This is a genomic window from Priestia sp. P5 (assembly GCF_029522155.1).
Classification (GTDB): domain Bacteria; phylum Bacillota; class Bacilli; order Bacillales; family Bacillaceae_H; genus Priestia; species Priestia megaterium_E.
Genome location: NZ_JAKWFJ010000001.1, coordinates 484,228 through 508,702, shown reverse-complemented (window position 1 = coordinate 508,702; position 24,475 = coordinate 484,228). Strand labels below are relative to the sequence as shown.

At 38.7% G+C, this 24,475-nt stretch carries 32 protein-coding genes; 5 read left to right on the top strand and 27 right to left on the bottom strand.

The features are described from left to right. Positions 1-88: 88 nt before the first annotated feature. Positions 89-661 (bottom strand): SMC-Scp complex subunit ScpB, encoded by a 573-nt coding sequence (gene scpB, locus MMB69_RS02645; RefSeq protein ID WP_195695936.1) that lies wholly within the window; start codon positions 659-661, stop codon positions 89-91. Then, positions 658-1,413 carry a segregation/condensation protein A gene (locus MMB69_RS02640; RefSeq protein WP_221812652.1) on the bottom strand — a complete coding sequence of 252 codons (756 nt, stop codon included), beginning with the start codon at positions 1,411-1,413 and terminating at the stop codon, positions 658-660. Before MMB69_RS02640 ends, scpB begins: the two co-directional genes overlap by 4 nt. A gap of 198 nt (positions 1,414-1,611) precedes the next feature. On the opposite strand from MMB69_RS02640, the gene MMB69_RS02635 reads away from it, so the two are divergent. Beyond that, positions 1,612-1,710, top strand: a complete 99-nt coding sequence (locus MMB69_RS02635) for a YjcZ family sporulation protein (protein WP_170836726.1) — start codon at positions 1,612-1,614, stop codon at positions 1,708-1,710. Between the two features lie 132 nt (positions 1,711-1,842). Then, a complete protein-coding gene (locus tag MMB69_RS02630) occupies positions 1,843-2,364 on the top strand; it encodes a DUF309 domain-containing protein (RefSeq protein ID WP_277447105.1) in 522 nt (173 codons plus the stop codon). A gap of 75 nt (positions 2,365-2,439) precedes the next feature. On the opposite strand, the gene MMB69_RS02625 is transcribed toward MMB69_RS02630, so the two are convergent. Both MMB69_RS02625 and MMB69_RS02620 read right to left on the bottom strand, forming a co-directional pair. Then, positions 2,440-2,793 (bottom strand): GNAT family N-acetyltransferase, encoded by a 354-nt coding sequence (locus MMB69_RS02625; RefSeq protein ID WP_013059063.1) that lies wholly within the window; start codon positions 2,791-2,793, stop codon positions 2,440-2,442. 244 nt (positions 2,794-3,037) lie between these two features. Continuing rightward, positions 3,038-3,472 (bottom strand): peptidylprolyl isomerase, encoded by a 435-nt coding sequence (locus MMB69_RS02620; RefSeq protein ID WP_013059064.1) that lies wholly within the window; start codon positions 3,470-3,472, stop codon positions 3,038-3,040. Positions 3,473-3,861: 389 nt separating this feature from the next. On the opposite strand from MMB69_RS02620, the gene MMB69_RS02615 reads away from it, so the two are divergent. After that, positions 3,862-4,737 carry a DUF1002 domain-containing protein gene (locus tag MMB69_RS02615; protein ID WP_057273997.1) on the top strand — a complete coding sequence of 292 codons (876 nt, stop codon included), beginning with the start codon at positions 3,862-3,864 and terminating at the stop codon, positions 4,735-4,737. A 49-nt stretch (positions 4,738-4,786) separates the two neighbouring features. Here the strand turns inward: MMB69_RS02615 and lysA are convergent, their stop codons facing one another. From lysA to MMB69_RS02520, 19 genes are all read right to left on the bottom strand, one after another. Continuing rightward, positions 4,787-6,106 (bottom strand): diaminopimelate decarboxylase, encoded by a 1,320-nt coding sequence (gene lysA / locus MMB69_RS02610; protein ID WP_221812653.1) that lies wholly within the window; start codon positions 6,104-6,106, stop codon positions 4,787-4,789. Between the two features lie 138 nt (positions 6,107-6,244). Then, the gene (locus MMB69_RS02605; RefSeq protein WP_221779360.1) at positions 6,245-7,726 is read right to left on the bottom strand and encodes a spore germination protein; all 1,482 of its coding nucleotides are present in this window, start codon (positions 7,724-7,726) and stop codon (positions 6,245-6,247) included. Next, positions 7,719-8,285, bottom strand: coding sequence for a stage V sporulation protein SpoVABEA (gene spoVAEA / locus MMB69_RS02600; RefSeq protein WP_071270796.1), 567 nt, complete (start codon positions 8,283-8,285; stop codon positions 7,719-7,721). Before spoVAEA ends, MMB69_RS02605 begins: the two co-directional genes overlap by 8 nt. Positions 8,286-8,291: 6 nt before the next feature. Further along, the gene (gene spoVAE, locus MMB69_RS02595) at positions 8,292-8,642 is read right to left on the bottom strand and encodes a stage V sporulation protein AE (protein ID WP_025750441.1); all 351 of its coding nucleotides are present in this window, start codon (positions 8,640-8,642) and stop codon (positions 8,292-8,294) included. Then, entirely contained in the window at positions 8,630-9,661 is a 1,032-nt protein-coding gene (spoVAD, locus tag MMB69_RS02590; RefSeq protein ID WP_013084932.1) for a stage V sporulation protein AD, read from the bottom strand. The genes spoVAE and spoVAD overlap by 13 nt, the downstream gene beginning before the upstream one ends. Before the next feature lie 13 nt (positions 9,662-9,674). Then, positions 9,675-10,136: a stage V sporulation protein AC gene (gene spoVAC, locus MMB69_RS02585; RefSeq protein WP_221784535.1), complete on the bottom strand. Its 462-nt coding sequence runs from the start codon at positions 10,134-10,136 to the stop codon at positions 9,675-9,677. An 18-nt stretch (positions 10,137-10,154) separates the two neighbouring features. Continuing rightward, positions 10,155-10,577, bottom strand: coding sequence for a stage V sporulation protein AB (locus MMB69_RS02580; RefSeq protein ID WP_014458301.1), 423 nt, complete (start codon positions 10,575-10,577; stop codon positions 10,155-10,157). Then, entirely contained in the window at positions 10,567-11,187 is a 621-nt protein-coding gene (locus MMB69_RS02575) for a stage V sporulation protein AA (RefSeq protein WP_043976321.1), read from the bottom strand. Before MMB69_RS02575 ends, MMB69_RS02580 begins: the two co-directional genes overlap by 11 nt. A gap of 161 nt (positions 11,188-11,348) precedes the next feature. After that, on the bottom strand, positions 11,349-12,110 hold the full coding sequence (sigF, locus tag MMB69_RS02570; RefSeq protein ID WP_013059074.1) for an RNA polymerase sporulation sigma factor SigF: 762 nt from the start codon (positions 12,108-12,110) through the stop codon (positions 11,349-11,351). A 12-nt stretch (positions 12,111-12,122) separates the two neighbouring features. Further along, the gene (spoIIAB, locus tag MMB69_RS02565; protein WP_013084935.1) at positions 12,123-12,566 is read right to left on the bottom strand and encodes an anti-sigma F factor; all 444 of its coding nucleotides are present in this window, start codon (positions 12,564-12,566) and stop codon (positions 12,123-12,125) included. After that, positions 12,566-12,916, bottom strand: a complete 351-nt coding sequence (gene spoIIAA / locus MMB69_RS02560; protein WP_013084936.1) for an anti-sigma F factor antagonist — start codon at positions 12,914-12,916, stop codon at positions 12,566-12,568. The genes spoIIAB and spoIIAA overlap by 1 nt, the downstream gene beginning before the upstream one ends. A 102-nt stretch (positions 12,917-13,018) precedes the next feature. Then, on the bottom strand, positions 13,019-14,185 hold the full coding sequence (locus tag MMB69_RS02555; RefSeq protein ID WP_025750447.1) for a D-alanyl-D-alanine carboxypeptidase family protein: 1,167 nt from the start codon (positions 14,183-14,185) through the stop codon (positions 13,019-13,021). A gap of 116 nt (positions 14,186-14,301) precedes the next feature. Beyond that, on the bottom strand, positions 14,302-15,132 hold the full coding sequence (locus MMB69_RS02550; protein WP_221812654.1) for a purine-nucleoside phosphorylase: 831 nt from the start codon (positions 15,130-15,132) through the stop codon (positions 14,302-14,304). A gap of 16 nt (positions 15,133-15,148) precedes the next feature. Then, positions 15,149-16,330: a phosphopentomutase gene (deoB, locus tag MMB69_RS02545; RefSeq protein WP_025750449.1), complete on the bottom strand. Its 1,182-nt coding sequence runs from the start codon at positions 16,328-16,330 to the stop codon at positions 15,149-15,151. A gap of 197 nt (positions 16,331-16,527) precedes the next feature. Beyond that, positions 16,528-17,421, bottom strand: a complete 894-nt coding sequence (gene xerD, locus MMB69_RS02540; protein WP_014458295.1) for a site-specific tyrosine recombinase XerD — start codon at positions 17,419-17,421, stop codon at positions 16,528-16,530. 6 nt (positions 17,422-17,427) lie between these two features. Further along, the gene (locus MMB69_RS02535) at positions 17,428-17,655 is read right to left on the bottom strand and encodes a YqzK family protein (RefSeq protein ID WP_013059081.1); all 228 of its coding nucleotides are present in this window, start codon (positions 17,653-17,655) and stop codon (positions 17,428-17,430) included. A 194-nt stretch (positions 17,656-17,849) separates the two neighbouring features. Continuing rightward, the gene (fur, locus tag MMB69_RS02530; RefSeq protein WP_013059082.1) at positions 17,850-18,302 is read right to left on the bottom strand and encodes a ferric iron uptake transcriptional regulator; all 453 of its coding nucleotides are present in this window, start codon (positions 18,300-18,302) and stop codon (positions 17,850-17,852) included. Between the two features lie 112 nt (positions 18,303-18,414). After that, positions 18,415-19,059, bottom strand: a complete 645-nt coding sequence (spoIIM, locus tag MMB69_RS02525) for a stage II sporulation protein M (protein ID WP_025750451.1) — start codon at positions 19,057-19,059, stop codon at positions 18,415-18,417. Between the two features lie 326 nt (positions 19,060-19,385). Continuing rightward, on the bottom strand, positions 19,386-19,937 hold the full coding sequence (locus tag MMB69_RS02520; protein WP_013059084.1) for an NUDIX hydrolase: 552 nt from the start codon (positions 19,935-19,937) through the stop codon (positions 19,386-19,388). A gap of 71 nt (positions 19,938-20,008) precedes the next feature. Here MMB69_RS02520 and mciZ point away from each other — a divergent pair, with 71 nt between their 5' ends. Together mciZ and MMB69_RS02510 are read left to right on the top strand one after the other, a co-directional pair. Beyond that, entirely contained in the window at positions 20,009-20,173 is a 165-nt protein-coding gene (mciZ, locus tag MMB69_RS02515; protein ID WP_013059085.1) for a Z-ring formation inhibitor MciZ, read from the top strand. Positions 20,174-20,266: 93 nt separating this feature from the next. After that, positions 20,267-21,184 (top strand): aldo/keto reductase, encoded by a 918-nt coding sequence (locus MMB69_RS02510; protein ID WP_221812655.1) that lies wholly within the window; start codon positions 20,267-20,269, stop codon positions 21,182-21,184. A 27-nt stretch (positions 21,185-21,211) separates the two neighbouring features. Here the strand turns inward: MMB69_RS02510 and MMB69_RS02505 are convergent, their stop codons facing one another. From MMB69_RS02505 to MMB69_RS02490, 4 genes are all read right to left on the bottom strand, one after another. After that, positions 21,212-21,460 carry a YqkE family protein gene (locus MMB69_RS02505; RefSeq protein ID WP_221812656.1) on the bottom strand — a complete coding sequence of 83 codons (249 nt, stop codon included), beginning with the start codon at positions 21,458-21,460 and terminating at the stop codon, positions 21,212-21,214. Positions 21,461-21,524: 64 nt separating this feature from the next. Further along, positions 21,525-22,193, bottom strand: coding sequence for a 3-oxoacid CoA-transferase subunit B (locus MMB69_RS02500; RefSeq protein ID WP_221812657.1), 669 nt, complete (start codon positions 22,191-22,193; stop codon positions 21,525-21,527). Positions 22,194-22,213: 20 nt separating this feature from the next. Beyond that, positions 22,214-22,903, bottom strand: a complete 690-nt coding sequence (locus MMB69_RS02495; RefSeq protein WP_221784540.1) for a CoA transferase subunit A — start codon at positions 22,901-22,903, stop codon at positions 22,214-22,216. A 235-nt stretch (positions 22,904-23,138) separates the two neighbouring features. Next, on the bottom strand, positions 23,139-24,326 hold the full coding sequence (locus tag MMB69_RS02490; protein WP_013059090.1) for an acetyl-CoA C-acetyltransferase: 1,188 nt from the start codon (positions 24,324-24,326) through the stop codon (positions 23,139-23,141). Positions 24,327-24,475: the final 149 nt, after the last annotated feature.

The window sequence follows — 24,475 nt, the reverse complement described above, 5'->3', positions numbered from 1 at the left end:
AGTTTATGCTCGTCTTTTTTGGTTATGAATGAAAAGATTTGTCCATACAAAAAAGAACATAGAAAAAACTCTATGTTCTTTTACATTTTCACTTCATTTCTTGAAACGATTGGAAAAACAAATCTGCTTCTTGATCGGTTCCTTCTTGTAATAAATCTTCTGGAAGCGGCGGCAGCTCTTCGATACTTTTAAGACCAAAATAGCCTAAAAATTCTTTTGTCGTTCCGTATAAGATGGCCCGGCCTGCGCCTTCCGCTCGTCCCACTTCTTTTAATAAAACCTTTCCAATTAAAGTTTGAAGAGGTCTTTCCGTTTTCACTCCGCGAATCTCTTCGATTTCAGCTCTTGTAATTGGCTGCTTATACGCTACAATAGCTAACGTTTCAAGCGCTGCTTGTGATAGTGATTGATTAGCGGGAGCTTCTACGAGCTTCTCAATATATGGCGCATACTCTTTTTTTGTGACAAGCTGATAGGCCCCTCCTATTTCAACAAGTGTAACTCCTCTTAACTTACACTCTTGCTCTAAGCTCTCCAAAGCACCTTGAATGTCTTCATGAGGCTTTTCTATAATCTCAGCTAACCGGCTAATGGATAGACCTTCATCACCAGAAACAAAAAGTAGGCTCTCAATAATAGCCTGTAGATTATTTGTTGTCATTCCTCTTCATTCCTTTCTCGATACGATACATAAAGCTCGTCTAGATTGTGCTGCTGTTCCACAACGATTTCATTTTCTTTCATTAATTCCAGCACAGCTAAAAACGTTACAACAATATGATCACGCTCTTGATAAGGAAACAGCTGATAAAAACTTTTTTTCCCTTTAAAGGCTTTTAATTCGTTCACAATTTCACTCATGCGCTTGTCAATTGGAATGTCTTGCCTTGCTATCTTCGTCTGCATAGGCTTTTTGTTTTGCTTCCGTTTCATCAACTTTTGAAAAGCACTTAGCATATCATACAGTGATATATCCAACCCTTCGTCCTGAGGCAGCGTACGTTCTTCTGCATTTATCTGCACATTACTTGGAGGTTTTGTATACACATGACTTTGGTCTTCTTCCAGTTTTTGAAGCTCTACCGCCGCTTCTTTAAACTTTCGATATTCAATTAAGCGCTGCATCAATTCTTCACGCGGATCTTCTTCATCGACCATTTCAATTTCATCCATATCTTCTTCATACGTAGGCAGAAGCATTTTACTTTTAATTTGAAGCAAAGTTGCTGCCATGACTAGATACTCACTGGCAACGTCTAGCTGAAGCTCATTCATTGTATGTATAAACATCATATATTGCTCAGTAATTGTCGCTACTGGGATATCGTAAATATCAATTTCAAATCGGTTAATCAAATGCAGAAGAAGATCTAGAGGTCCTTCAAACGCATCTACTTTTACACTATACTCCACTTTTATCTCACCAACACTTTTCAATTGCTTATCATTTCTGCTGCTTTATATAACGTTACTATCATTAGTATAGAGGATTATAGACACATGTCCAATACAAATTAACGTAAAAATAGGTCATTTGCCCATACAAAAAGTTTAAATATACATATGATGTCAAGGTAATAAGATTTTGAAATGGCTGAAGGAGGAACTCGCATGGGTGAAAAATCTTGTGGATACGGTAGCGGTTTCGCTTTAATTGTTGTACTGTTTATTTTATTAATTATTGTTGGTTGTTCTTGCTTACGCTTCTAACCACACATATTGAATAAAAACAAACGTGTTCGCCATACCTTGAGCACGTTTGTCTCTTTAAAGGCACCGCGCTGATGAATAGCTAATTTTTGTGATACACTACATATAGAGTCTTACCAGGAGGGAACAAGATTGTATTCACAAGCCTATATTGATTATTTAGTTCATTTTCATGGCGACCGGGATTACTTTGAATGTCATGAACTGCTAGAAGAACACTGGAAAAAAGACGAAAGAGGACACCGCAATATTATTTGGGTTGGCCTTATTCAAATTGCTGTTTCACTCTATCATCATCGACGCCAAAATTTCGCCGGAGCCAAAAGAACGATGCAAAAGGCGCTGGCAATTTTAACGAAGGAAGAAGAAAATATTGCACAGCTTGGACTTAATTATCCTTCACTGCTTAAACTTCTTCGCAAACAATTAGCTTTAATCGATACCTATCAGCCATATAAAAGTATTAACTTGCCCATTGAAGATCCAGCATTATTACGAGCTTGCAAACAAAGAAGCACTGATAAACAGCTTGTCTGGTTATCAGCTTCTAATCTGCAAAATGATGCGATTATTCATCGTCACACCACGCGAGATCGGTCAGATGTGATTGCGGAAAGACAAGCGAACTTATTGGCAAAACAAAACAACAGGTAGCTTCTAGCTACCTGTTGTTTTATGATGACTAAGATGTGAAAGAAGCTTTCGCACCTCACCTAATCATGCTTTTCTTTATTCATCCGCCTGACACTTTTCATAAAACGGAGCGATGATTTCACTCGGCTTAATTTGTGCAGTCGTATACATTTCTTTAAGAGCTTTAATCATTTTTTTGCCAATGCCCTGTTGGCGGTGTGAAGGGTTTACACTGACGTGTTGAACCTCAATCAAACTTTTATCGAGCATGGAAATGCCAACAATCCCAATAATATCTTCTTCTTGCTTCCAAAGATACAGCTGCCAATGTTCGTTTTGCTCATATTCTTTCATCGTTTGTTGAAGTTTTTTTAAATCTTTTTCCGTAGGTACAAACGATAGAAGACCCATGGCAATTTTTTCATAGTTTCGTTTATAGCGAATAAGCATACGATTCTCCCTCGTCCTCAAACTTTCCTACAAATTAATGCGCTGCGTTTTTTACTGCTTTTATCATACAAAATTTATAAGTAAATAGCAATATTACACAAAAGCCTGTCATATGTCATGCGTGTATGAGAAACCTAATCTATTACGCTTTTTGAGCTGTTGCGCGAAGAAAAAACGCCGTAACCCCCTTTTAAAGGTTGTTATGACGTTTTATTAGCTGATATCCATTTATAGCAGTATGCTCTTATTCTTCCCAGACTTTTACTTCTTTCATTACGTCGCCATTTTTCATTTTTAACACTGTATCAAGTCCTTCTGTTACTTTTCCAAATACAGTGTGAACACCGTTCAAATGAGGCTGTGGCTCATGAACAAGAAAGAACTGACTGCCGCCTGTGTCTTTACCAGCATGTGCCATTGATAGAGAACCCGCTTCGTGTTTGTGAGGGTTTCCTTCTGTTTCACATTTAATTGAATAGCCAGGGCCGCCAGCACCTGTACCAGTTGGGTCTCCTCCTTGAGAAACAAATCCAGGGATAACGCGGTGGAACGTTACGCCGTTGTAGAATCCTTCATTTGCTAACTTTTCAAAGTTTTCTACTGTTCCTGGTGCTTCGTTCGGAAATAAATCGATTAGAATTTTTTCGCCATTTTCCATTAAAATACTTGCCTTTTTCATATAAATGACCTCCAATATATGTATTAGTACCGCTATAGGCTCTATTTTCCCCGTCAAAGCGGCAACATGTAAAAGTTGTAAATGCCACCTAGAGGTAGAACCTTTACAACTATAAACTCACTCTATTCTACTACAAACAAGCCCATGAATTCAACGAATGCACTTATCCACTTTCTTTTCATGTAGCTCTAAATAAAAAATAGTGGTTGTGAGATGAAACTTTTTATAGTATTATCCGTCTAATACAGTGGTAGAGATACATAGAGTTCTTTTCATTTAGAAATCTACGTCTCTAGACTGATTTATGGGAAAATGATGAATTGACTCTGTTACTTCAGACCTGCCCGTATTATAATAGGGCAAGTATGGGATTAAAGGAGGAAAAAGGTTTGAAATTAACGATAAAAGCAATGATGGTGACATTAGGTCTTCTTCTATTCCTAACCGCACCCTTAAAAAGTTTTGCAGATGCTGCTCCGGGCGATGTTATTATTACATTAGGTGAGGACTTAACCAGCTCTCAGAAGCAACAGGTATTAAATGACCTTGATGCGCCAAGCAATGCTCAAACAGTAACCGTGACAAACCAAGAAGAGCATGAATATTTAGGTGACTTTATTCCAAAGGCTACTATTGGATCTCGTGCTATTTCATCTTCTAGTATTACCCTTGGTTCAAAAGATTCAGGTTTAAGCGTATCAACTCAAAATATTAATGGTATTACAGACGACATGTATATTAATGCTTTGATGACCGCCGGCGTTAAAGATGCAAAAATCCAGATTACCGCTCCATTTGAAGTATCTGGTACAGCTGCTTTAACAGGTATTATGAAAGCATATGAAGTTCAAACAGATCAAAAAATCCCAGAAGAAGTAAAAAAAGCAGCCAATGAAGAGATGGTCCAGACATCTGAGCTTGGTGAAAAAATCGGTAAAGAAAAAGCAGCTCAGTTTATGGCAACGATTAAAGAAGAAATCGCCAAAGAAAATCCTCAAACAAAGGACGATTTACGCACGTTAATTCAGCGAGTGGCTGATGATTTAGGTATTAAATTAACAGATTCAGAGCTTAATACACTTGTTGACTTTTTCAATCGTTTAAAAGATATGAATATCGATTGGAATCAAGTAAAAGACCAGCTTTCCGCGACAAAGGAAAAAGTAACAACATTTCTTCAGTCAGAAGAAGGCCAATCATTTCTTGATAAATTAAAGCAATTCTTTGTTGATATTATTAATGCTATTAAATCGTTATTCTCATAAAAAAAAGAGCCTCTTGAACAAGAGGTTCTTTTTTTACGTTAATCACTCGTTACTTTTTTACCGTCACTTTGTATTTCACGTCATTTTTTACAATGTCTTCATACGTTTCGCGTTTTACGACTAGCTGTGCTTCTCCATCTTCTACGAACACGACAGCTGGCTTTGGCAAACGGTTATAGTGACTTGCCATAGAATAACCGTATGCGCCTGTACAAAACATTGCTAATAAATCATCTGGGTTTGCTTTTGGAAGGTGTACATCCCACATCAGCATATCCCCCGATTCGCAGCACTTACCAGCAATAGATACAAGCTCATCACTTTCATCATTCATTCGATTGGCAATGACCGCTTCATATTTCGCTTGATACAGCGCAGGACGGATATTGTCGTTCATTCCTCCATCAATCGCTACATATTCACGTACATTAGGTACATGCTTACGAGAACCAATTGAATACAGGGTCGTTCCAGCATCTCCTACAAGAGAGCGGCCGGGCTCAATCCAAATTTCAGGGATTTCTACCTCTAACTGTTTGGACTGCTTTTTGACCTCTTCTATAATAACTTCCACATACTGCGAAACAGGAATAGGCTGATCTTCTTCCGTATAACGAATGCCAAAGCCGCCGCCTAAATTTAATACTTGCGGAACAAATTCCATACGTTGCTTCCACTCTTTCATTTTTGCAAAAAGCTTTTGAGTCGCCATAATAAATCCGGTTGTTTCAAAAATTTGAGATCCTATATGACAGTGAATACCTAAAAGTTCTAGCCCCTTGCTATTTTGTACAAGACGCACAGCTTCGTCTGCTTGACCGTTTTGAAGATCAAACCCAAACTTCGAGTCTTCCTGCCCTGTCAAGATATAATCATGTGTATGAGCTTCAATTCCGGGTGTTAATCTGAGTAGAACAGGCATCTTTTTTTGATACTGTTCCGTTATTTCCTGAAGCAATGCAATTTCATAAAAATTATCAACTACAATGCATCCTACATCTTCTTTGATGGCCATTTCTAGTTCTGCTCGACTTTTATTGTTTCCATGAAAATGAATCCGTTCTTTCGGAAAGTCAGCTGCTAAAGCCGTATACAGTTCCCCTCCCGAAACGACGTCTAACGAAAGACCTTCTTCGTGAACAACTTGAACCATTGCGATTGTAGAAAAAGCTTTGCTTGCATAAGCGACCTGTGCTTTTACCCCATGATTTTCAAATGTTTCTTTAAATTCTCTAGCACGCTGCCGAATTAAAGCCACGTCATATACGTAAAGGGGTGTCCCAAAATTTGATGCTAATTTAACCGTATCAACTCCACCAATTTCAAGATGACCCTGCTTATTTATGCGACTTGTTCCGTGTAAAAACATGTTTAGACCCCGTTCCTGTGTATAGTGTAAAAAAGACAGTTAACGGCAATTCGCTGCTAACTGTCTAAATATTTATTATTTTCCATATTTAAAACAAATCTATCACATCTTCATACAGGTTTCAACTACATATTTTGTTTAAGGTTTTGCAGGCTGGCGGTCTTTGTCCTGCGGATGTACAATACTAGGACGCGGATTTGCTCCAGGAACCGGTGTGCGAATGATAATCTGCCATAAAGCCTGGGGGTTGAATGGAAGAAACGGCCACAAATAAGGCGTATTCAACGATTTTAATCGCGCCATATAGAGAATGATACACGTTGTTGCAATAAGAAATCCTGGAGTATGAAAGGCCGCTACAAAAATTAACAGAAACAATCGCAGCATTTTATTTGCTACTGCTAACTCATAGCTTGGCGTTGCGAATGAACCAATTGCTGCAATAGCCACATACAAAATAACCTCGGGAACAAAGAGACCTACATCAATAGCAATTTGCCCAATAAGCGCGGCGGCAATCAAGCCCATCGCCGTGGCAAGCGGCGTCGGCGTATGAATCGCCGCCATCCTCAGAAACTCAATCCCAAAATCAGCTAGGAAAATTTGAACAACAGTTGGAATATTTGTTTCTTCGTTTGGTCCAATAAACTGCAATTTTGCCGGCAGCAGGTCTGGCTCAAGTACAAATAACAGCCATAGCGGTAATAAGAAAAGAGAGGCAAGAATTCCTAAAAACCGTATCCAGCGGATAAACGTACCGACAGAAGGAGACTGCCTGTATTCTTCTGCATGCTGCACGTGATGAAACAGCGTAGTTGGCGTAATAATGACGCTTGGAGACGTATCGGTAATAATGATCACATGCCCTTCTAGTACATGAGCTGCTGCTGTGTCCGGACGTTCTGTATAGCGTACCATTGGAAAAGGATTAATTCCTTGTTTGACTAAAAACTCTTCAATTGATTTGTCAGCCATCGGCAAACCATCTATATCAATTGCTTCTAGTTCATCTTTTATCAGTTTAACCAGCCCTGGATCAGCTACTCCATTTATGTACCCAATCGCTACGTCCAGTTTTGATCGTTCGCCTACCTTCATAATTTCAAAACGAAATCTTCCGTCACGAATTCTTCTTCTTGTTAACGCTGTATTGATAATGATGTTTTCAGTGTATCCATCTCTTGCTCCGCGAATCACTTTCTCTGTATCCGCTTCTTCAGGGGATCTGCCAGGATATGTACGCACATCGACTTCAAAGCCAACTTCTTCACCGTCAATTAAAACGAATAGCAGTCCTGATAAAACCGACACCATTCCATCATCCAGCGTCTTTAAAGGCTTGACTTGCTGATGAATAAGACGGTTTTCAACAATATCCTTTAGCTTTGCTCGTTCAACTTCATTATCATTAATTTGAATGAGTACTTTTGCAATTTCAATAATAAATGAACTATCACACAGCCCCGTTACATAGTAAATATGAACTTCTCGATCCAAAATAAGCAGTTTACGCACGCCCACATCAAAGCTTGTGTTCATACTAGCGTTTTCCTTGAACCACTGATCGTTTTTTTGCACTTTTGAAAAAATGGCTGTTTTCTTCTCTGCTAGCTTACCCAAACGAACCGCTCCTTTCTAAAATAAGTCTTGCTGCTTTTTCAGTAATAGGACATCCCAGTTTAACATCATCCATCCTAGCCATTTTGCCGATATCCCCTATTCCTACAACTAAGGGAATATCGAGCTGATCCAAGCAGTAAACTGTATCTCCATTAATTCGTCCGACTTCTAACTCTTGAATTCCGCTTTTATCCACGCCGTAATGCGATATTTCCCCAAAACGATCAATGGTCACATCCACTCTTGTCCATTCGCTTTGATGAGTACGTGATGCAACGGCAATCACTCCAAGAACTTCTACTTGAGGATGCTTTGCTACATGGAGCAAAGCAATTTCCCCAGGCCCTTCCTCTAAGAAACCGCTATCGTCAAACATCACAAAGACGGGATCATATGGTGCTTGAAGAATTAAATCTACCGTTTGACTACCTGTTAACGTAGTAGGGTTTCCATATGACCTCGAAATGCATCTGCCACCAACCGATTTAGCTACATGCTCAATTGCTTTGCGTGCATATTCGTCCCCATCGGTTACAATAATGACCCTTCTTTTTTTCATAATCTTTTATCCTTTCGGTTTAAAGATTAACGCGATAATAAAAGCAAATAAAATAGCTGCTGAAATTCCAGCCGAGGTAAGTTCAAAAATTCCAATACCAATCCCGATAAATCCATGGTCATCCGCTTGCTTCATCGCTCCGTGCAGCAAAGAATGACCAAAGCTTGTAATTGGAACCGTCGCTCCGGCGCCAGCAAATTCAATTAACTTATCATAAAGACCAAATCCATCTAAAATCGCTCCTGCAACTACAAACGAACTCATAACATGCGCTGGAGTAAGCTTAGCAAAATCAAGCAGCAGCTGCCCAATAACGCAAATGATTCCTCCTACAGCAAAAGCTATTACATACTCCATTGATCATCCCCCTCCCCAATATGTTCTAAGACGACGCCATGAGCAATTGTTGGAATTGACTCTTTTTGCTGAATCATCGTTGGACTTAAAAGAGCTCCTGTTGCCACCATAAACACTTTTTTTAAGTTTCCTGATTTTAATTCATTTAAAATATGCCCATACGTGACAATAGCCGAGCAGCCGCAGCCGCTTCCTCCTGCAAATACATTTTGATCAGGGCGGTATACCATTAATCCGCAATCATTATGATTGGTTGATATATCGTAGCCTTCGTCCTTGAGCAGCTGTTTTAAGATTGGACTTCCTACACCAGATAAATCTCCTGTTAAAATAAGATCATACTCGCTTGGAGCAACGTTTAAGTCTTCCAAATGCCTTTGAATGGTATCTGCAGCAGCTGGTGCCATAGCAGAACCCATGTCGTTTGCATTTTTAATCCCGTAATCCATTACCCGACCAATGGTTGCAGACGTCAGACGCACAATACCTTTTTCTTTCGAGACCAGAGCTGCCCCTGCCCCCGTAATGGTTGCCGTTGCTGTATCTGGTTTTTGTCCTCCGTACTCGGTAGGATTTCGAAATTGGCGCTCAGCCGTTGCGTTATGACTGCTCGCTGATGCAATAACACGATTAGCAAACCCTGCATCTACAAGAGCTGCTCCTGTTGCAAGTGTTTCCATCGATGTGGAGCAAGCGCCAAACATGCATAGAAATGGAATTTGGTTATGCCTGGCCACAAAATTAGCCGTTACGTTTTGATTTAATAAATCTCCAGCCAAAAACAAATCAACGTCTTCATAGGATAAATTTATTTTTTGCAAGCAGGAATCAATAGACTCCGTCATAAGCCTTCTTTCAGCCAACTCCCAGTTGTCTTCTTCACAGTGCAAATCTTTATGTGTAATATCAAATGTTTCTCCTAACGGTCCATCTGCTTCTTTTGGTCCTACAGCTGTTCCTGTGGCATTAATATAAATAGGATTTTCATAAACCCACGTTTGCTTTCCAGTTTTTCTCATAATCCCCCTCTTTTCATAGCAAATAAGTTTTAAAAAGGTAGCGAATGATTCCTACAACGTAAGCCGAAACCGTTCCAAATACAATGACGTTTCCGGCCAGTTTGAACATGTTCGTCGCAATTCCAAGAACAATCCCTTCACTTCGATGTTCAAGCGCTGCACTCGTCATGGAATTGGCAAAACCCGTAACAGGAACAGCTGAACCTGCACCTGCGAATTGACCAATACGATCGTATATCCCAAACCCCGTTAAAAGCGCAGATATTAAAATAAGGGTTGCAACGGTAGGATTACCTGCATTTTTTTCATTAAAGTCAAAAAATGCAATATAGAAATTTTGAATTGCCTGTCCTAATGTACAAATGATTCCCCCTACCAAAAAGGCTTTGATGCAATTTGCCACATATGAAGGTTTAGGCTGAAATGGTTTAATGCTTTCTTGATAGTTATCTTTTAATTTTTGATTATTTGCCATGTTACATACATCCTTTTCTTATTGATTAACAAAATAAATCCAATGAAATAATGATCCGCATACTTTGCCTAGTACAATGGCCATTAACAATAAAATAAGTTTGCCTTCCATCCCTATTCGTTTCGTTAACGTCGGCAATACATTAAGCACTTCTGTTAACGCTGCTGCCAGCATTCCAATAAAAATACCGCTCGTTAGACCTATGATCATAATAAGCACCGCAGGAAACTGCCATGTGTATTGATGAAGACTGCACCACCCGCCTGTAACAGCACCACCCACCACTCCCCATTCATACGCTTGAATATATTTCATGGTTTTGGTCAGCTGCATCAAACGCGGAATAATGCCCAGCACCGTTAAAAATGCTACAAACCCAGCACCTGCAGCCAGTCCTCCCGCAAGTCCAATTACAATGGTCATCACAATGTTAATGATCATCAATTTTTTTCATACTTTCTTTATTCTCGTGCATAATGACGTATTGATCTAAGTCTTGCTGGTAATTAAACATTTCGACTTCGAGAGGACTAGGCTCTTCATTAATTCGTTTTCTAAAGACATGATTAAAAAACAGAATCATTCCCAGGCCTAAACCGATAGAGTAAGGCACTTGAATCAGCAAAGGCTGCTTATCTCTTAGACCGGTCAGCATGTAGAACAATTTTTGATGTACTTGTCTCATACTCACATCTTCGTGAAAGTTCATAATTGCTAAAGCAGCTCCGATGAAAAGAAGAAACCAAACAGCTAGAAAAAACAAAAAGGAATATTGTTTCTTTTTATACACGACCTCTACAATCGTTTGAGCGGGTCCAATCGTCTGAATGTCCAAATGCGGATACCGAGAGGCAACTTTTTCAATTACCTTCATTAAATCAACAATGATAATATTTCGATCACTCATACTTACTTGATATACAACTAGCTTTTCAATTTGCTTTTGAACAGAATCTCCTGCTATAACCATTGCTAATTGTCCAATATTTACAGCCTCATCAGGTTTTACTTGAATACGATGTCTCATTTTAAGATAAAGAACGTTTTCCACTCATATCACACCTTACGATTCATTATCTCCCTGTACGTGTAGTATGGATTTTCTTAAATTTTCTAATTCACGTTTCTGAACAGACCATTAATTACCAAATAAAAAAAGCAATCCGTTTCACTATTCTTCTTTGAATAGCAAAACGGATTGCTTATTAAGTATTACGTATCATTCATATGCAGCTTCATTTGTTTTAAGATTTTCTTCTCAAGCCTCGATACCTGAACCTGAGAAATTCCCAGCCTTGCGGCCACTTCGGACTGAGTTTGATCTTTGTAATACCTCAAATAGACAATGAGCTTTTCACGCTCATCAAGTTCTTCAATCGCTTCTTTTAAGGCAATTTTATCAAACCACTTCGCTTCTGTATGATCAGCAATTTGGTCAAGAAGGGTAATTGGATCTCCATCATTTTCATAGACGGTCTCGTGAATAGACGAAGGAGCACGATTAGCTTCTTGAGCTAGCACTACTTCTTCAGGAGTGAGATCCAAATGTTCTGCAACCTCAGCGACTGTAGGAACGCGTCCAAGTAATTTGGAAAGCTCGTCTTTTGCTTTACGTATTTTATTGCTCATTTCTTTCAGAGAACGGCTAACCTTTACCGTTCCGTCATCACGAATAAATCGCTGAATTTCACCAATAATCATTGGAACAGCATATGTTGAAAATTTAACATCATACGATAAGTCAAATTTATCAACGGACTTTAATAGCCCTATACATCCAATTTGAAATAAATCATCTGGCTCATAACCACGGTTAATAAAACGTTGAACAACCGACCAAACGAGCCGCATATTTTTTTGGACGATTGTATCTCGTGCAATTTGATCACCTTGCTGACTGCGCTTGATGAGGTCTTTAACTTCATGATCCTTTAAATACGGTTCGTTTTTATTTTTTTTGACCTCCACATCCATTGGCAAGTCTCCTTAATTACATAGCGCTTTACTATTTGTTAAGTGCTTTTTTAAATATAAGGTCGTACCTTCTAATACAGTTGACTCCACTCGAATTTCGTCCATAAAGTTTTCCATTATGGTGAAACCCATTCCAGAACGTTCTAGATCTGGTTTCGTTGTGTATAAAGGCTGTTTGGCTTCATCCACGTTATCGATACCAATTCCTTCATCACGAATCATCAGCTCGACTACACCATCTTCATGAAGCGTCACAGAAATGTATACCACACCATCCGGATTGCTCTCGTAGCCGTGAATAATAGCATTTGTTACTGCTTCAGATACGACTGTTTTAATTTCTGTTAACTCATCCATTGTTGGATCTAACTGCGTAATAAATGATGCTACCGTGACGCGGGCAAACGATTCGTTTTGACTAAGCGCGGAAAATTGGAGGTTCATTTGATTTTTCATTATGCCACCCCCAATTTTTGAAGCGCGTTTTCTTCATTAGGTTCAAAACGAATAATTTTAAATAAACCTGACATATTAAACAAACGTTCTACGGCAGGAGAAATAGCGCATACAACCATTTCCCCGCCGTTATTATGAACCTGTTTGTATCTCCCTAAAATAACCCCTAAGCCAGAGCTGTCCATAAAGGTTAAATGCTGTAAATTTAAAATCAAATGGCTGATAGATTCCTTCTCTATCGCTTCGGTGATTTTGCTTCTTAGCTCTTCTGCCGTATGATGATCTAATTCTCCTGTTAATCGAACCAACAAGACATCTTGTTTGAATTCCAATTCAATCGAAAGACTCACTATACAAACCTCCTCGGAAATCTTATAGTCAGTCTTTCGCTGCCGACAGAATAGAATCCTTCTCACCGACAAAACTAGTTCTATTTCGTCACATTTAGCTGTTTAAGATGTTTGAGAGAAAATAGAGAATGTACGTTTGAATATCTTCCACCAAGAAGCAGCATCGATATCTTCTTTTGCAAGAAGCGGTGAAGAACTAACTACTTTGTTATCCTTCTTAATGGTCAACATTCCAATTTTGTCTCCTTTTTGAATAGGCGCATTTAGCTTCTCGTTCATTTTCACTTCTGTTTTAACGTCTTTGGCTGCATTTCCTTTTTTCAATAAAACAGAAATAGGCTCGGACGTAACAGCTGTTACTTGATCTTCGCTACCCTTGTTTACATCTATCTTGGTAATAACGTCTCCTTTTTTGTATAAAGGCTTCGTTGTATATTGACTGAATGCGTAGTCTAACATTTTGGTTACTTGATTATTGCGATCTTTTGGCGTGCTTGCACCGAATACAACGGCTAACACACGCATATTTCCCTTTTTAGCGGTAGCTGTTAGGCAATACTTAGCTTGACCTGTAAATCCCGTTTTGAGTCCATCAACACCGGGATAAAACTTCACTAAGCGATTTGTATTTACTAACCAAAACTTCTTATCTGTATCCGTGCGCAAATAAGCTTCGTATTTACTTGTATAGTTAATAATTTTTTCATACTTTAGCAGCTCTCTGCCCATCATGGCCATATCATGAGCTGTACTATAGTGATTTTCTACGGGCAGGCCTGTCGGATTTTGAAATTTTGTATGAGTCAAACCAAGCTCTTTCGCTTTTTGGTTCATCTTTGCTACAAATTTTTCTTCTGATCCAGCTAAATATTCAGCCATTGCCATAGAAGCATCGTTACCAGAACCTATCGCAATCCCTTTTAGCAAATCATTTACCGTCATTTCTTCTCCGGGCTCTAAAAAGATTTGTGAGCCTCCCATTGAAGCGGCATATTCACTTGCTCGCACTTTATCTTTTAAGGTAATTTTCCCTTTATCCAAAGCCTCCATAATTAAAATCATTGTCATAATTTTAGTCATACTGGCAGGGGGAAGTTCTTGATTACTATTTTTTTCGTATAGAATTTTTCCTGTATCCCGTTCAATTAAAATAGCTGACCTAGCACTGTCAGCAAGCTCGGAATTCTTTTTTTCTGCGGCTAAAACAGGTTGCGTCATAAGTGGAAATAAAAATATGACAACGAGTAACTTTACAATAGTTCGCTTCATCTCCACAAACCTCCATTCTTTATACAACCTATTTTTTCCAAGGTATAATCGATTTATACTAAGGGAAATAAAAAAAGCATCGAGAAATTCTCGATGCTTGAAGTCATATTTTCTTCTTATTTTTGATAAGCTGGAAGCTGCTTTACTACTTCTTTTACAAGCGATAAAAACTGCTGTTTTACTTTTTCAGTCGTTTCAATTACTTCTTCATGATTTAACGGCTGATCTAAAATACCAGCTGCCATATTAGAAATACAAGAAATACCTAGCACTTTCATACCTGCATGGCGTGCCACAATAACTTCTGGCACTGTAGACATACCGACCGCGTCTCCCCCGATAATGCGAAGCATGCGCACTTCAGCAGGCGTTTCATATGTTGGACCTGTATTTCCTACATATACACCTTCTTGTAAGGCGATATTTAAATCAGCTCCTACTTTCTTCGCTAATTGACGAAGATCCTTGCAGTAAGCAGTTGACATATCCGGGAACCTTACTCCGAAATCAGAGTCATTAGGTCCAATCAAAGGATTGGTTCCAAAATTATTAATATGATCAGAAATAATCATTAAGTCTCCTGGATTAAAGGATTCGTTTACTCCGCCCGCTGCATTCGTTACAATCAACGTTTCTACACCGATTTCTTTCATTACGCGCACTGGAAATGTTACTTTATCAAGAGCGTACCCTTCATAAAAGTGAAAACGTCCTTGCATAGCTACAACGGGTACGTCATGAATGGTACCTATTACTAATTGACCTGCGTGACCTTCAACTGTTGAAACCGGGAACTCAGGAATGTCGTTATACGGAATTTTTACCGGGCCTTCAATTTCGTCAGCTAATACCCCTAGTCCAGAACCTAAAATAAGCCCAATTGTTGGTGTAACAGCTGATTGATTTTTAATATATGCTGCTGCTTTTTCAATATACTCTTTTTTCATACTCCATTCCCCCTGCTTAATTCAACTCTTTTAAAAAACTTTTTCCATGCTTAGGCATTGCTACGCCAAAATTTTCTGCTACCGTTGCGCCAATATCTGCAAACGTTTGACGAATAGAAAGTTCTTTTCCTTCTTGCATGCCTTTATTGTACACAAGAAGCGGCACGTATTCACGCGTATGGTCTGTCCCATGATGAACAGGGTCATTTCCATGATCCGCTGTAATAATCAATAAATCATCTTCTTTTAATAAATCAAATACTTCTTCTAAGCGTGCATCATATTCTTCAAGTGCTTGCCCATATCCTTGTGGATCGCGGCGATGACCATAGAGAGCATCAAAATCAACTAAATTTAAGAAGCTTAAGCCTGTGAAGTCCATGTTTAATGTATCAACTAGCTTATCCATGCCGTCCATATTCGATTTGGTACGAAGAGATTTTGTTACCCCTTCTCCGTCGTAAATATCAGAAATTTTACCGATAGCAATAACATCGATGTCATTGTCTTTTAATTCATTCATTACTGTACGTCCAAAAGGCTTTAATGCATAGTCATGACGATTGGATGTACGTGTAAAGTTACCTGGTTCACCTAAAAACGGGCGAGCGATAACACGTCCAATCATATATGGATCATCAAGCGTTAATTCACGAGCAATCTCACAAATTTTGTACAATTCATCAATTGGAACAATTTCTTCATGAGCAGCAATTTGCAAAACAGAATCCGCTGATGTATAGACGATTAAGTCACCTGTTTCCATATGCTGTTTTCCTAGCTCATCCAAAATTTCTGTACCAGACGCTGGTTTGTTCCCAATGATTTTTCGACCTGTTTTTTCTTCTAGTTGTGAAATCAGCTCTTCTGGAAATCCATCTGGAAATACATTAAAAGGCGTATCAATATTAAGACCCATAATTTCCCAATGACCTGTCATTGTATCTTTTCCTGCCGAAGCTTCCTGCATTTTTGTATAGTAAGCCAACGGTTTTTCGGCTTTATCGATTCCTTTAATTTCACGGATATTGCTTAGGCCAAGCTTAGCCATATTGGGCATATGAAGACCGTTACAGTGTTCTGCAATATGACCAAACGTATCAGCACCTTTATCATTGTATTTTTCAGCATCCGGTGATTCACCGATACCCACTGAATCCATGACAATTAAAAATACGCGTTTATATGTATGCGCCATTTTATTCCCTCCAAATATCAATTTATTTATTCTCTATAAAATTCCCGTTTGGAAATAATTTAACCATCTTCTCTTATTGGTCAGAAGTCTGACCTCTCTATTAGTATAGACGCTTTTTATTTTTTTGTACACATGAATGAAAGTGTTTTCAATCAAAAAAACCAATGTCTATGAACTCATTGGACATTGGAATCTTCCTACGCTCGCGGATGAAACTGATTGTATACATCTTTTAAACGTGCTTTTGTGACATGTGTATAAATTTGAGTGGTCGAAATATCCGCATGCCCGAGCATTTCTTGAACGGCTCTCAAGTCCGCGCCGTTCTCTAACAAATGAGTAGCAAACGAATGTCGTAACGTATGCGGAGTTAATTCTTTTTCAATTTTTGCTTCAGAAGCTAACTTTTTTAATATTTTCCAAAACCCCTGCCTTGTTAAACGCCTTCCGTGATGATTAACAAAGAGTGCTTTATCCTGTTCCTTTTGCTTTGTTAAAACACTCCGGCTACGCTGTAGATACTCTTCAATCGCCTCCGTTGCCAACCTTCCGATAGGGACAATTCTTTCTTTATTCCCTTTTCCGATACAACGAATAAATCCCATCGTCAAATGTGCATCATCAATATTTAAGTTAACGAGTTCAGATACACGAATTCCAGTAGCATAAAGCAACTCAAGCATCGCTTTGTCCCGTATGCCAAAAGGCGTCGAAGTATCAAACACATTTAACAGCGCCTCTACTTCCTCTGCATTTAGCACTTTTGGCAGCTTGCGCTCAAGCTGCGGAGTATCAATATGAACGGATGGATCTGTATCCGCTGCTTTTTCTCTTAATAAGAATTGATGAAAAGATCTAGTTGAAGCCACATGTCTCGCAATCGTTTTAGATGACTTTTGCTGATCACTTAAATATTTCAGAAAATTAACGATGTGGAGTCTTGTTACTTCATTAAATGATTTCAGCTGCTCTACATGCTCTAAATATTGAGCATACTTTTTTAAATCTCGTTCATATGAATCAATCGTATTTTTCGCCAGTCCCCGCTCTACTACTAAATAATGAATAAAATCTTGAATTTGATCATTCAATAGCCTCTACTCCCCGTTTTGATAAAACATAAATAAACGCTCCAGCCACGTCTGGTCTTTGTTCACACTTGCTTGCATGACCTTAACTGCTGAACCCGACGGCTCATCATAACGTTTATAATTTTGATACTCTTGAGATACCCAGATCATTCCAAAATAAAACAAAAGAGTAAACCCGGTAAATAAGATAAATACTTTACATGTATTATATACCATTTCAGCCCATGATTTCATGAAACAATTCCTCCAATTTTTGATTCTATTAGAAGATATGCCAATTGGGACAGGTTTTATACATGTTTCTTGCCTTTATACGCTGAGTTCTCTCCTGGTCATTTCCTTTCTTTCTATAAAACCATGTAGCTTGTAACCTCGTTATTTTTTTATGTATGTACGACAAAAAACCTTCTCCATTAGGGAAAAGGCTTTTACTGCTTGTCTTCTTTATCCTGACAGCGATGGCAAATGCCATGAAATGTCAAGCGGTGATCTTTAATTTTAAAATTCCATTGCTTTTCCACAATTTCTTCAACGTCTTCAAGCAAATCTTCTTGAATTTCGTCCACAGATCCACATTCCATACACACAAGGTGATGATGAAAGTGTGCGGCTCCTTCTTGTCTTAAATCGTAGCGAGAAACGCCATCGCCAAAGTTTATTTTATCAACAATTTTAAGTTCAGTTAACAATTCTAACGTACGATAAACAGTTGCCAATCCAATTTCCGGAGACTTTTCCTTGACGAGGAGATATACATCTTCGGCACTTAAATGATCCTCTTCATGTTCAAGAAGTACTCTTACAGTCGCCTCACGTTGAGGTGTCAATTTATAGCTAGCTGAGTGCAACTGCTGCTTAATTCGCTCAATTCGACTTTCCATAATTATTCCCTCCCTCGCCATTCACTAATCCATTATATCAGATGTGTCGAGGGTGTCAAAATAAAGTTATTATTAATAAGAAAAAAGAATTCTTTTTACTTAATACTTATTCTTACTTATTTAATAGAGCCATTACACTTTTCATTAAAGTAGGTGATACGTAGGCTTCAACTGTAGCCGCACAGGCAACCAAACATATCATTGCAATCATCGTGCCGCTATAGCGTAAAAAGGATGCGGAAATTGGCTCCGCTGCTTTTTTAAAGAATTGCTGCCGCACAAGCTTCAAAGAAAAGGCAACTGAAGCTGCAGACAAGATTAGAAATGCCGGTATGAGAAAGATATTTTGCGGCATAACCGATACAAAAGATAGCGCAAAACCAGAGAGTCCCATTTGATTGACTAAAAAGCCTACGGTAAAACCAATCACCATTCCTTTTAAAAACAGCAGAATTAACACTACAGGCAAACCAATAATGGCAATTCCTAATATCCAAATGAGCCCTAAGTATTTAACATTATGAAAAAAACTTTGCTGAAACATTTCAACGCTGCTTGCTACTTCTCCGCTCTTTACCTGTCCAAAAAACCGGTTTAAATAGAAGTACAGGTCTTCTTTTTGATCAAGCGTCAAACTATTTACAACAATAGCCCCAAAAATGATTCCCATTAAAAACAGCACGGTCACAAACAAATAAATAGAACTGTTTTCTTGAAAATGTCTTGCATACGATAATGGCAATTGTTTTTTTCTCATCGTCTTCCTCCTATTAATCGCTTAATAGAGTGTATGATAGAGTACAAAAACTATGCCAAGAATCTTTTGAATCTATCAAATAAAAAAAGAGAATGAGACATAATGAAATCTACATTCACCATCACCTAAAAAAAATCCGAACGAATTTGATTCTCCATCAAGAATCTCTATTCATCGTTCGGATGTTCCTTCAACTAAAATATGGTTGTCACACATTTTTTAAGCTAGAGATACACGCATGCCTGTTTTTTCTCACATCAAATGACGTTTCAATGTAAACCTCTAAATTGCTAGATTGCCGTTCGTATGTAAAAGAAAAAACTCTCTTACTCTCCTAAGCCGCTTTTTAACTGTAAGTACTGCACAGCATAGGCTGTTTTTGCATCATAAATTTCCTTGTTTTGAATAAGAGTAAGCGCCTCATCTACCGTAACTTCCATCACTTCAACAAATTCATCTTCGTCTAATTCCGCTTTGGTGGTCATCACTTTTAAATCTTCCGCTAAATAAAGGTGCACCAACTCATCCGCAAAACCTGGTGATGTATAAAAAGAAATAATATGGCTAAGCGAATCTGTCGTATAGCCCGTTTCTTCTTCTAACTCACGTTTTGCCGTCACAATCGGCTCTTCTCCTTTTTCTAGCTTGCCGGCTGGAATTTCGACTAAAATACGATCCATCGGCCTGCGATACTGTTTGACCATAACCATTTTATGATCACTTGTTAATGCAATGACAGCTACGGCTCCAGGGTGCTTAACTACTTCTCTTGTACTCGTTTTTCCGTTTGGAAGCTCTACTTCTTCTAAGTACAAATCAATCACTCTGCCTCCAAACAGCTTTTCAGAAGACAGCATTTTTTCTGTTAAATGATCCATTTTCTACACCTCGTTCTATTTTTTTGACTCTTACATATATTCTATCATACGAATCTTGGGAGGTAGAAAAAATGAAAGTTTATGTTCACGAGAAGCAAATCATTTTGGTCGGTAAAGCATGGGAAATCAAGCAAAAGTTAAAAGAATACGGTGAACAATTTCAGTATGTTGATGAGTGGACGAACGCTATCTCTCAAAATTTCAATTCTTACAAACAAGCAGACTGCAGACACTAATTGTGCTGCAGTTTTTTAATCTTCTTATTTGAGTTTCCCTCTATCATAGCGCTACAATAGATAGAAACAGGGAAAAAATAAGGAGTGACATATATGGAAAAAAGACGCTTAGGTACTTCAGACTTGCTTGTCAGTACATTAGGTTTAGGGTGCATGTCTCTTGGAACGGAACAAAAACACGCTGTCAATATGATTGATGAAGCTCTCGAATATGGCATTAACTATTTCGATACAGCAGATTTATATGATTTTGGCTTAAACGAGGAGTTTGTGGGACAAGCCCTAAAAAAACGCAGAAATGATATTATTTTAGCCACAAAAGTGGGGAATCGCTGGAATGATGCAAAAGACAGCTGGACATGGGATCCGTCTAAAGCTTACATAAAAGACGAAGTAAAAGAAAGCCTGCGCCGTCTTCAAACAGATTACATCGATTTATATCAACTGCACGGAGGAACCGTTGAAGATAATATTGAGGAAACGATTGAAGCATTTGAAGAATTAAAACAAGAAGGCGTCATTCGCTACTATGGTATTTCATCTATCCGCCCAAATGTGATTCGAGAGTATGTGCAAAATTCTTCTATTGTCAGCGTCATGATGCAATACAGCTTGTTAGACAGACGTCCTGAAGAAAGTGCACTTCCTCTTTTATATGACAACGGCATTAGCGTTGTAGCGAGAGGTCCGGTAGCCAAAGGGCTTCTAACCGACAAAGGAGAGCAAAAGCTTGCTGCATTTGAGCGCAAGGGCTACTTAGATTACAGCGGTACGGAATTAGCAAAAACGATAGAAGAATTTCGTCACGTACGACCAACTCACTCTCTAAACTCAACGGCACTTCAATACTGTTTAGCTAATCCTACGGTAGCCTCGGTTGTAGCAGGAGCAAGCTCTTCTTCACAGCTTCGTGAAAACGTCAAAGCTGTCGAGACCTCCCCGCTTCAGCCCACTGAAATTAGCAAGCTGCAATCGATCTTTAAAGCAAATCAATACGAAGCTCACCGTTAAAAAATAAAAGCGCCTTTATCGGCGCTTTTATTTTTTAAATTCGGACCAGTTCATATCACTTTCATTTAACAGTTCTTCAAACGATTTATTTTTTTCTTTTTCTTTTCGAATTCGAGCAGCTTCTTTACGTTCTGTTTCTTTCTGCTCTTCTTCTATTAAAGAAAGCGCCTGTTTTTTAGCCTGAAGCTGTTTTAATAAGCTATCATTTAGCTGATCTTTGATACTGAGCTGATCATTTTGTTTTTGTGCTGATTGTTTTTGCTTTTTTTTAGCCATCACAATTCCCCCGCTACTTTAATTGAGAGATATTGTATCATATTCTTGCTTTTGTTACCAAAAATCAAAATGCATCTAGTTTTACATGTTCATCAATGATTAAAATTGGCTCTGTAGACTGTTGAATATCTTCTACCGTATAGCCTTTCGCTACTTCAACAAGCTTTAGGCCTTCTGCCGTAATGTCAATGACCGCTCGATCTGTAATAATACGATCTACTACCCCTTTTCCTGTCAGAGGGAGGGTGCACTCATTTAAGATTTTAGGTTGGTCTTTTCTCGTCACATGTTCCATAATAACAATGATGCGCTGCGCTCCATGAACTAAATCCATTGCACCGCCCATTCCTTTAATCATTTTTCCAGGAATCATCCAGTTAGCTAAGTCACCAGTTTTTGAGACTTCCATGCCTCCTAAAATCGCAATATTAATATGCCCTCCGCGAATCATGCCAAACGATTCAGCACTGTCGAAGTAAGAAGCCCCTTTTGTCGCCGTTACGGTTTCTTTGCCTGCATTAATTAAATCAGGATCTACTTCTCCTTCTTTCGGATATGGTCCAATGCCTAACAGACCGTTTTCGGACTGAAGCACCACCGTTTTATTATCTGAGATATGATTAGCCACAAGCGTTGGAATACCAATTCCAAGGTTTACATAAAATCCGTCCAAAATTTCTTTTTCAGCACGTTTTGCAATTCGCTCTCTCACGTTCACGCCGTTTTCAATCATGAAAAATCTCTCCCCTTTTGTTATTTTTGAACGGTTAAACGCTCAATACGTTTTTCTTGTTCACCAATAATTAACGATTGAACATATACACTAGGTGTGTGGATAATATTTGGATCAAGTGAACCTGTTGGATGAAGTTCCTCTACTTCTGCTATCGTCACTTTTCCTGCTGCTGCAATCATTGGGCTAAAATTGCGCGCTGTCTTGTTATACACTAAGTTCCCCATATGATCGGCTTTCCAAGCTCTAACCAAACTAAAATCAGCTTTTAACGCCTCTTCTAGTAAATATTCTTTTCCTTCAAACACGCGAACTTCTTTTCCTTCAGCAATGGGTGTTCCCACTCCCGCTGGTGTATAAAATGCAGGTATGCCCGCTCCGCCGGCGCGAATCTTTTCAGCTAGCGTGCCTTGAGGTAGCAATTCTACTTCAATTTCTCCTGACAATACTTGTCTTTCAAACTCTTTATTTTCTCCCACGTAAGAACCAACCATCTTTTTAATTTGTTTGTTTTTCAGAAGCAGTCCAAGTCCCCAGTCGTCTACGCCGCAGTTATTTGAAATTACGGTTAAATCTTTTACCCCTGTTTCAACTAACGCTAAAATCAAATTCTCCGGAATTCCACATAAACCAAAACCACCGACCATAATCGTAGCACCGTCGTGAATATCTTTCACCGCTTCTTTAAACGACGTATGTACTTGTTTCATACATAACCACCCCTTCGTTATTTTTGAAAACGCTTTCTAATCCATTATAAAAGATTTTTATTTCTTTTTAAATATATATATAACTGAAAATTATAATTTAATCATTTTTTTGTCAAAAAAGTTATATTACTAGACAAATTAAAGGAAAAACAAAAACGCCACGAGTTCCAAAGCTGTATGTTTGGAATCTGTGGCGTTGTGATATAGCTTTAATGTTTGTTAAAACTATATCAAATTAAGGACGTTCAACGATTGTTGCAACGCCTTGGCCTCCGCCAATACATAACGTTGCTAACCCAAGTTTTGCGTCGCGTTTTTGCATTTCATGAATAAGTGAAACTAGGACACGTGTACCACTTGCACCAATAGGATGTCCAAGCGCAATTGCTCCACCGTTTACATTTAAAATATCATGATTAAATTGAAGTTCACGATCCACAGCGATTGACTGTGCAGCGAATGCTTCGTTTGCTTCTACTAATTGAACATCTTCTAATGAAACAGCAGCTTTTTCCAGCGCCTTTTTCACTGCGCTTACAGGACCGATTCCCATAATGCTTGGGTCTACTCCGGCAGTTGCATTAGCTTTAATAGACACTAATGGTGTTAGGCCTAACTCGTCTGCTTTTTTACGGCTCATTACCACTACCGCCGCTGCACCGTCATTGATACCAGATGCATTACCAGCTGTTACAGAACCGTCTTTTTTGAAGGCTGGACGTAGTTTCCCTAAGCTTTCAGCCGTTGTGCCTGCACGTGGGAACTCATCTTGTTCAAAAATAGTTACTTGACCTTTTCTTCCAGGCACTTCTACTGGCACGATTTCATCTTTGAAACGACCAGATTGAATAGCTGCTTCTGCTTTTTGCTGACTTGAAGCTGCAAACGCATCTTGTTCGTCACGAGTAATTTCATATTTATCACACAGATTTTCAGCTGTAACGCCCATATGGTAGTCGTTAAATGCACACCATAATCCATCTTGAATCATGCTGTCAACTACTTTTTGGTCGCCCATTTTAAACCCGTTGCGTGCATTTTTTAATAAGTATGGTGCTTGGCTCATGTTTTCCATTCCACCAGCAACAATCACATCAGCATCCCCAGCAAGAATCGCTTGTGTAGCGAGATGTACTGCTTTTAGTCCTGATCCGCATACTTTATTGATGGTTAATGCTGAAACAGTTTCAGGTAAACCTGCTGCTAAAGTTGCTTGTCGTGCTGGATTTTGTCCTAAACCTGCTTGTAGGACATTTCCCATGATAACTTCATCTACTTCGTTTGCTGATACCCCTACTTTGTTTAAAGCTTCTTTAATTACAGTACCACCTAAAGTTGTTGCGGATACATTTTGTAAGCTTCCCCCAAAGCTGCCGATTGCTGTACGTACAGCGCTTACAATGACTACTTCTGTTTGACCCATGTCGAAAACCTCTCCTTACTGTTTGATTACTGTGATTAACTGTCACCTGTATTAATTTCGACATCGCTTGCGAAATTCCTCTTTTTTTGTAAAAATTTATAATTTTTATTGAATTTTAATTTTTTAGAATTAAAATGAATATTAGTAAG

Excerpts from the sequence above, each read along its gene's own strand:
- MMB69_RS02550 (WP_221812654.1), bottom strand. The coding sequence starts at position 15,132 with ATGAAAAAAGAGTATATTGAAAAAGCAGCAGCATATATTAAAAATCAA.
- MMB69_RS02535 (WP_013059081.1), bottom strand. The coding sequence starts at position 17,655 with ATGAAATCATGGGCTGAAATGGTATATAATACATGTAAAGTATTTATC.
- MMB69_RS02555 (WP_025750447.1), bottom strand. The coding sequence starts at position 14,185 with ATGAAGCGAACTATTGTAAAGTTACTCGTTGTCATATTTTTATTTCCA.
- spoVAEA (WP_071270796.1), bottom strand. The coding sequence starts at position 8,285 with ATGAAAAAAAGAAGGGTCATTATTGTAACCGATGGGGACGAATATGCA.
- lysA (WP_221812653.1), bottom strand. The coding sequence starts at position 6,106 with ATGTTTTTACACGGAACAAGTCGCATAAATAAGCAGGGTCATCTTGAA.
- MMB69_RS02625 (WP_013059063.1), bottom strand. The coding sequence starts at position 2,793 with ATGCTTATTCGCTATAAACGAAACTATGAAAAAATTGCCATGGGTCTT.
- spoVAE (WP_025750441.1), bottom strand. The coding sequence starts at position 8,642 with ATGGAGTATGTAATAGCTTTTGCTGTAGGAGGAATCATTTGCGTTATT.
- MMB69_RS02495 (WP_221784540.1), bottom strand. The coding sequence starts at position 22,903 with ATGAAACAAGTACATACGTCGTTTAAAGAAGCGGTGAAAGATATTCAC.
- scpB (WP_195695936.1), bottom strand. The coding sequence starts at position 661 with ATGACAACAAATAATCTACAGGCTATTATTGAGAGCCTACTTTTTGTT.
- spoIIM (WP_025750451.1), bottom strand. The coding sequence starts at position 19,059 with ATGAGAAAAAAACAATTGCCATTATCGTATGCAAGACATTTTCAAGAA.
- deoB (WP_025750449.1), bottom strand. The coding sequence starts at position 16,330 with ATGGCGCATACATATAAACGCGTATTTTTAATTGTCATGGATTCAGTG.
- sigF (WP_013059074.1), bottom strand. The coding sequence starts at position 12,110 with ATGGATGTGGAGGTCAAAAAAAATAAAAACGAACCGTATTTAAAGGAT.
- spoVAD (WP_013084932.1), bottom strand. The coding sequence starts at position 9,661 with ATGAGAAAAACTGGAAAGCAAACGTGGGTTTATGAAAATCCTATTTAT.
- MMB69_RS02510 (WP_221812655.1), top strand. The coding sequence starts at position 20,267 with ATGGAAAAAAGACGCTTAGGTACTTCAGACTTGCTTGTCAGTACATTA.
- MMB69_RS02620 (WP_013059064.1), bottom strand. The coding sequence starts at position 3,472 with ATGAAAAAGGCAAGTATTTTAATGGAAAATGGCGAAAAAATTCTAATC.
- mciZ (WP_013059085.1), top strand. The coding sequence starts at position 20,009 with ATGAAAGTTTATGTTCACGAGAAGCAAATCATTTTGGTCGGTAAAGCA.
- spoIIAB (WP_013084935.1), bottom strand. The coding sequence starts at position 12,566 with ATGAAAAATCAAATGAACCTCCAATTTTCCGCGCTTAGTCAAAACGAA.
- MMB69_RS02520 (WP_013059084.1), bottom strand. The coding sequence starts at position 19,937 with ATGGATCATTTAACAGAAAAAATGCTGTCTTCTGAAAAGCTGTTTGGA.
- MMB69_RS02635 (WP_170836726.1), top strand. The coding sequence starts at position 1,612 with ATGGGTGAAAAATCTTGTGGATACGGTAGCGGTTTCGCTTTAATTGTT.
- MMB69_RS02505 (WP_221812656.1), bottom strand. The coding sequence starts at position 21,460 with ATGGCTAAAAAAAAGCAAAAACAATCAGCACAAAAACAAAATGATCAG.
- MMB69_RS02490 (WP_013059090.1), bottom strand. The coding sequence starts at position 24,326 with ATGGGTCAAACAGAAGTAGTCATTGTAAGCGCTGTACGTACAGCAATC.
- MMB69_RS02580 (WP_014458301.1), bottom strand. The coding sequence starts at position 10,577 with ATGATCATTAACATTGTGATGACCATTGTAATTGGACTTGCGGGAGGA.
- MMB69_RS02500 (WP_221812657.1), bottom strand. The coding sequence starts at position 22,193 with ATGATTGAAAACGGCGTGAACGTGAGAGAGCGAATTGCAAAACGTGCT.
- fur (WP_013059082.1), bottom strand. The coding sequence starts at position 18,302 with ATGGAAAGTCGAATTGAGCGAATTAAGCAGCAGTTGCACTCAGCTAGC.
- spoVAC (WP_221784535.1), bottom strand. The coding sequence starts at position 10,136 with ATGGCAAATAATCAAAAATTAAAAGATAACTATCAAGAAAGCATTAAA.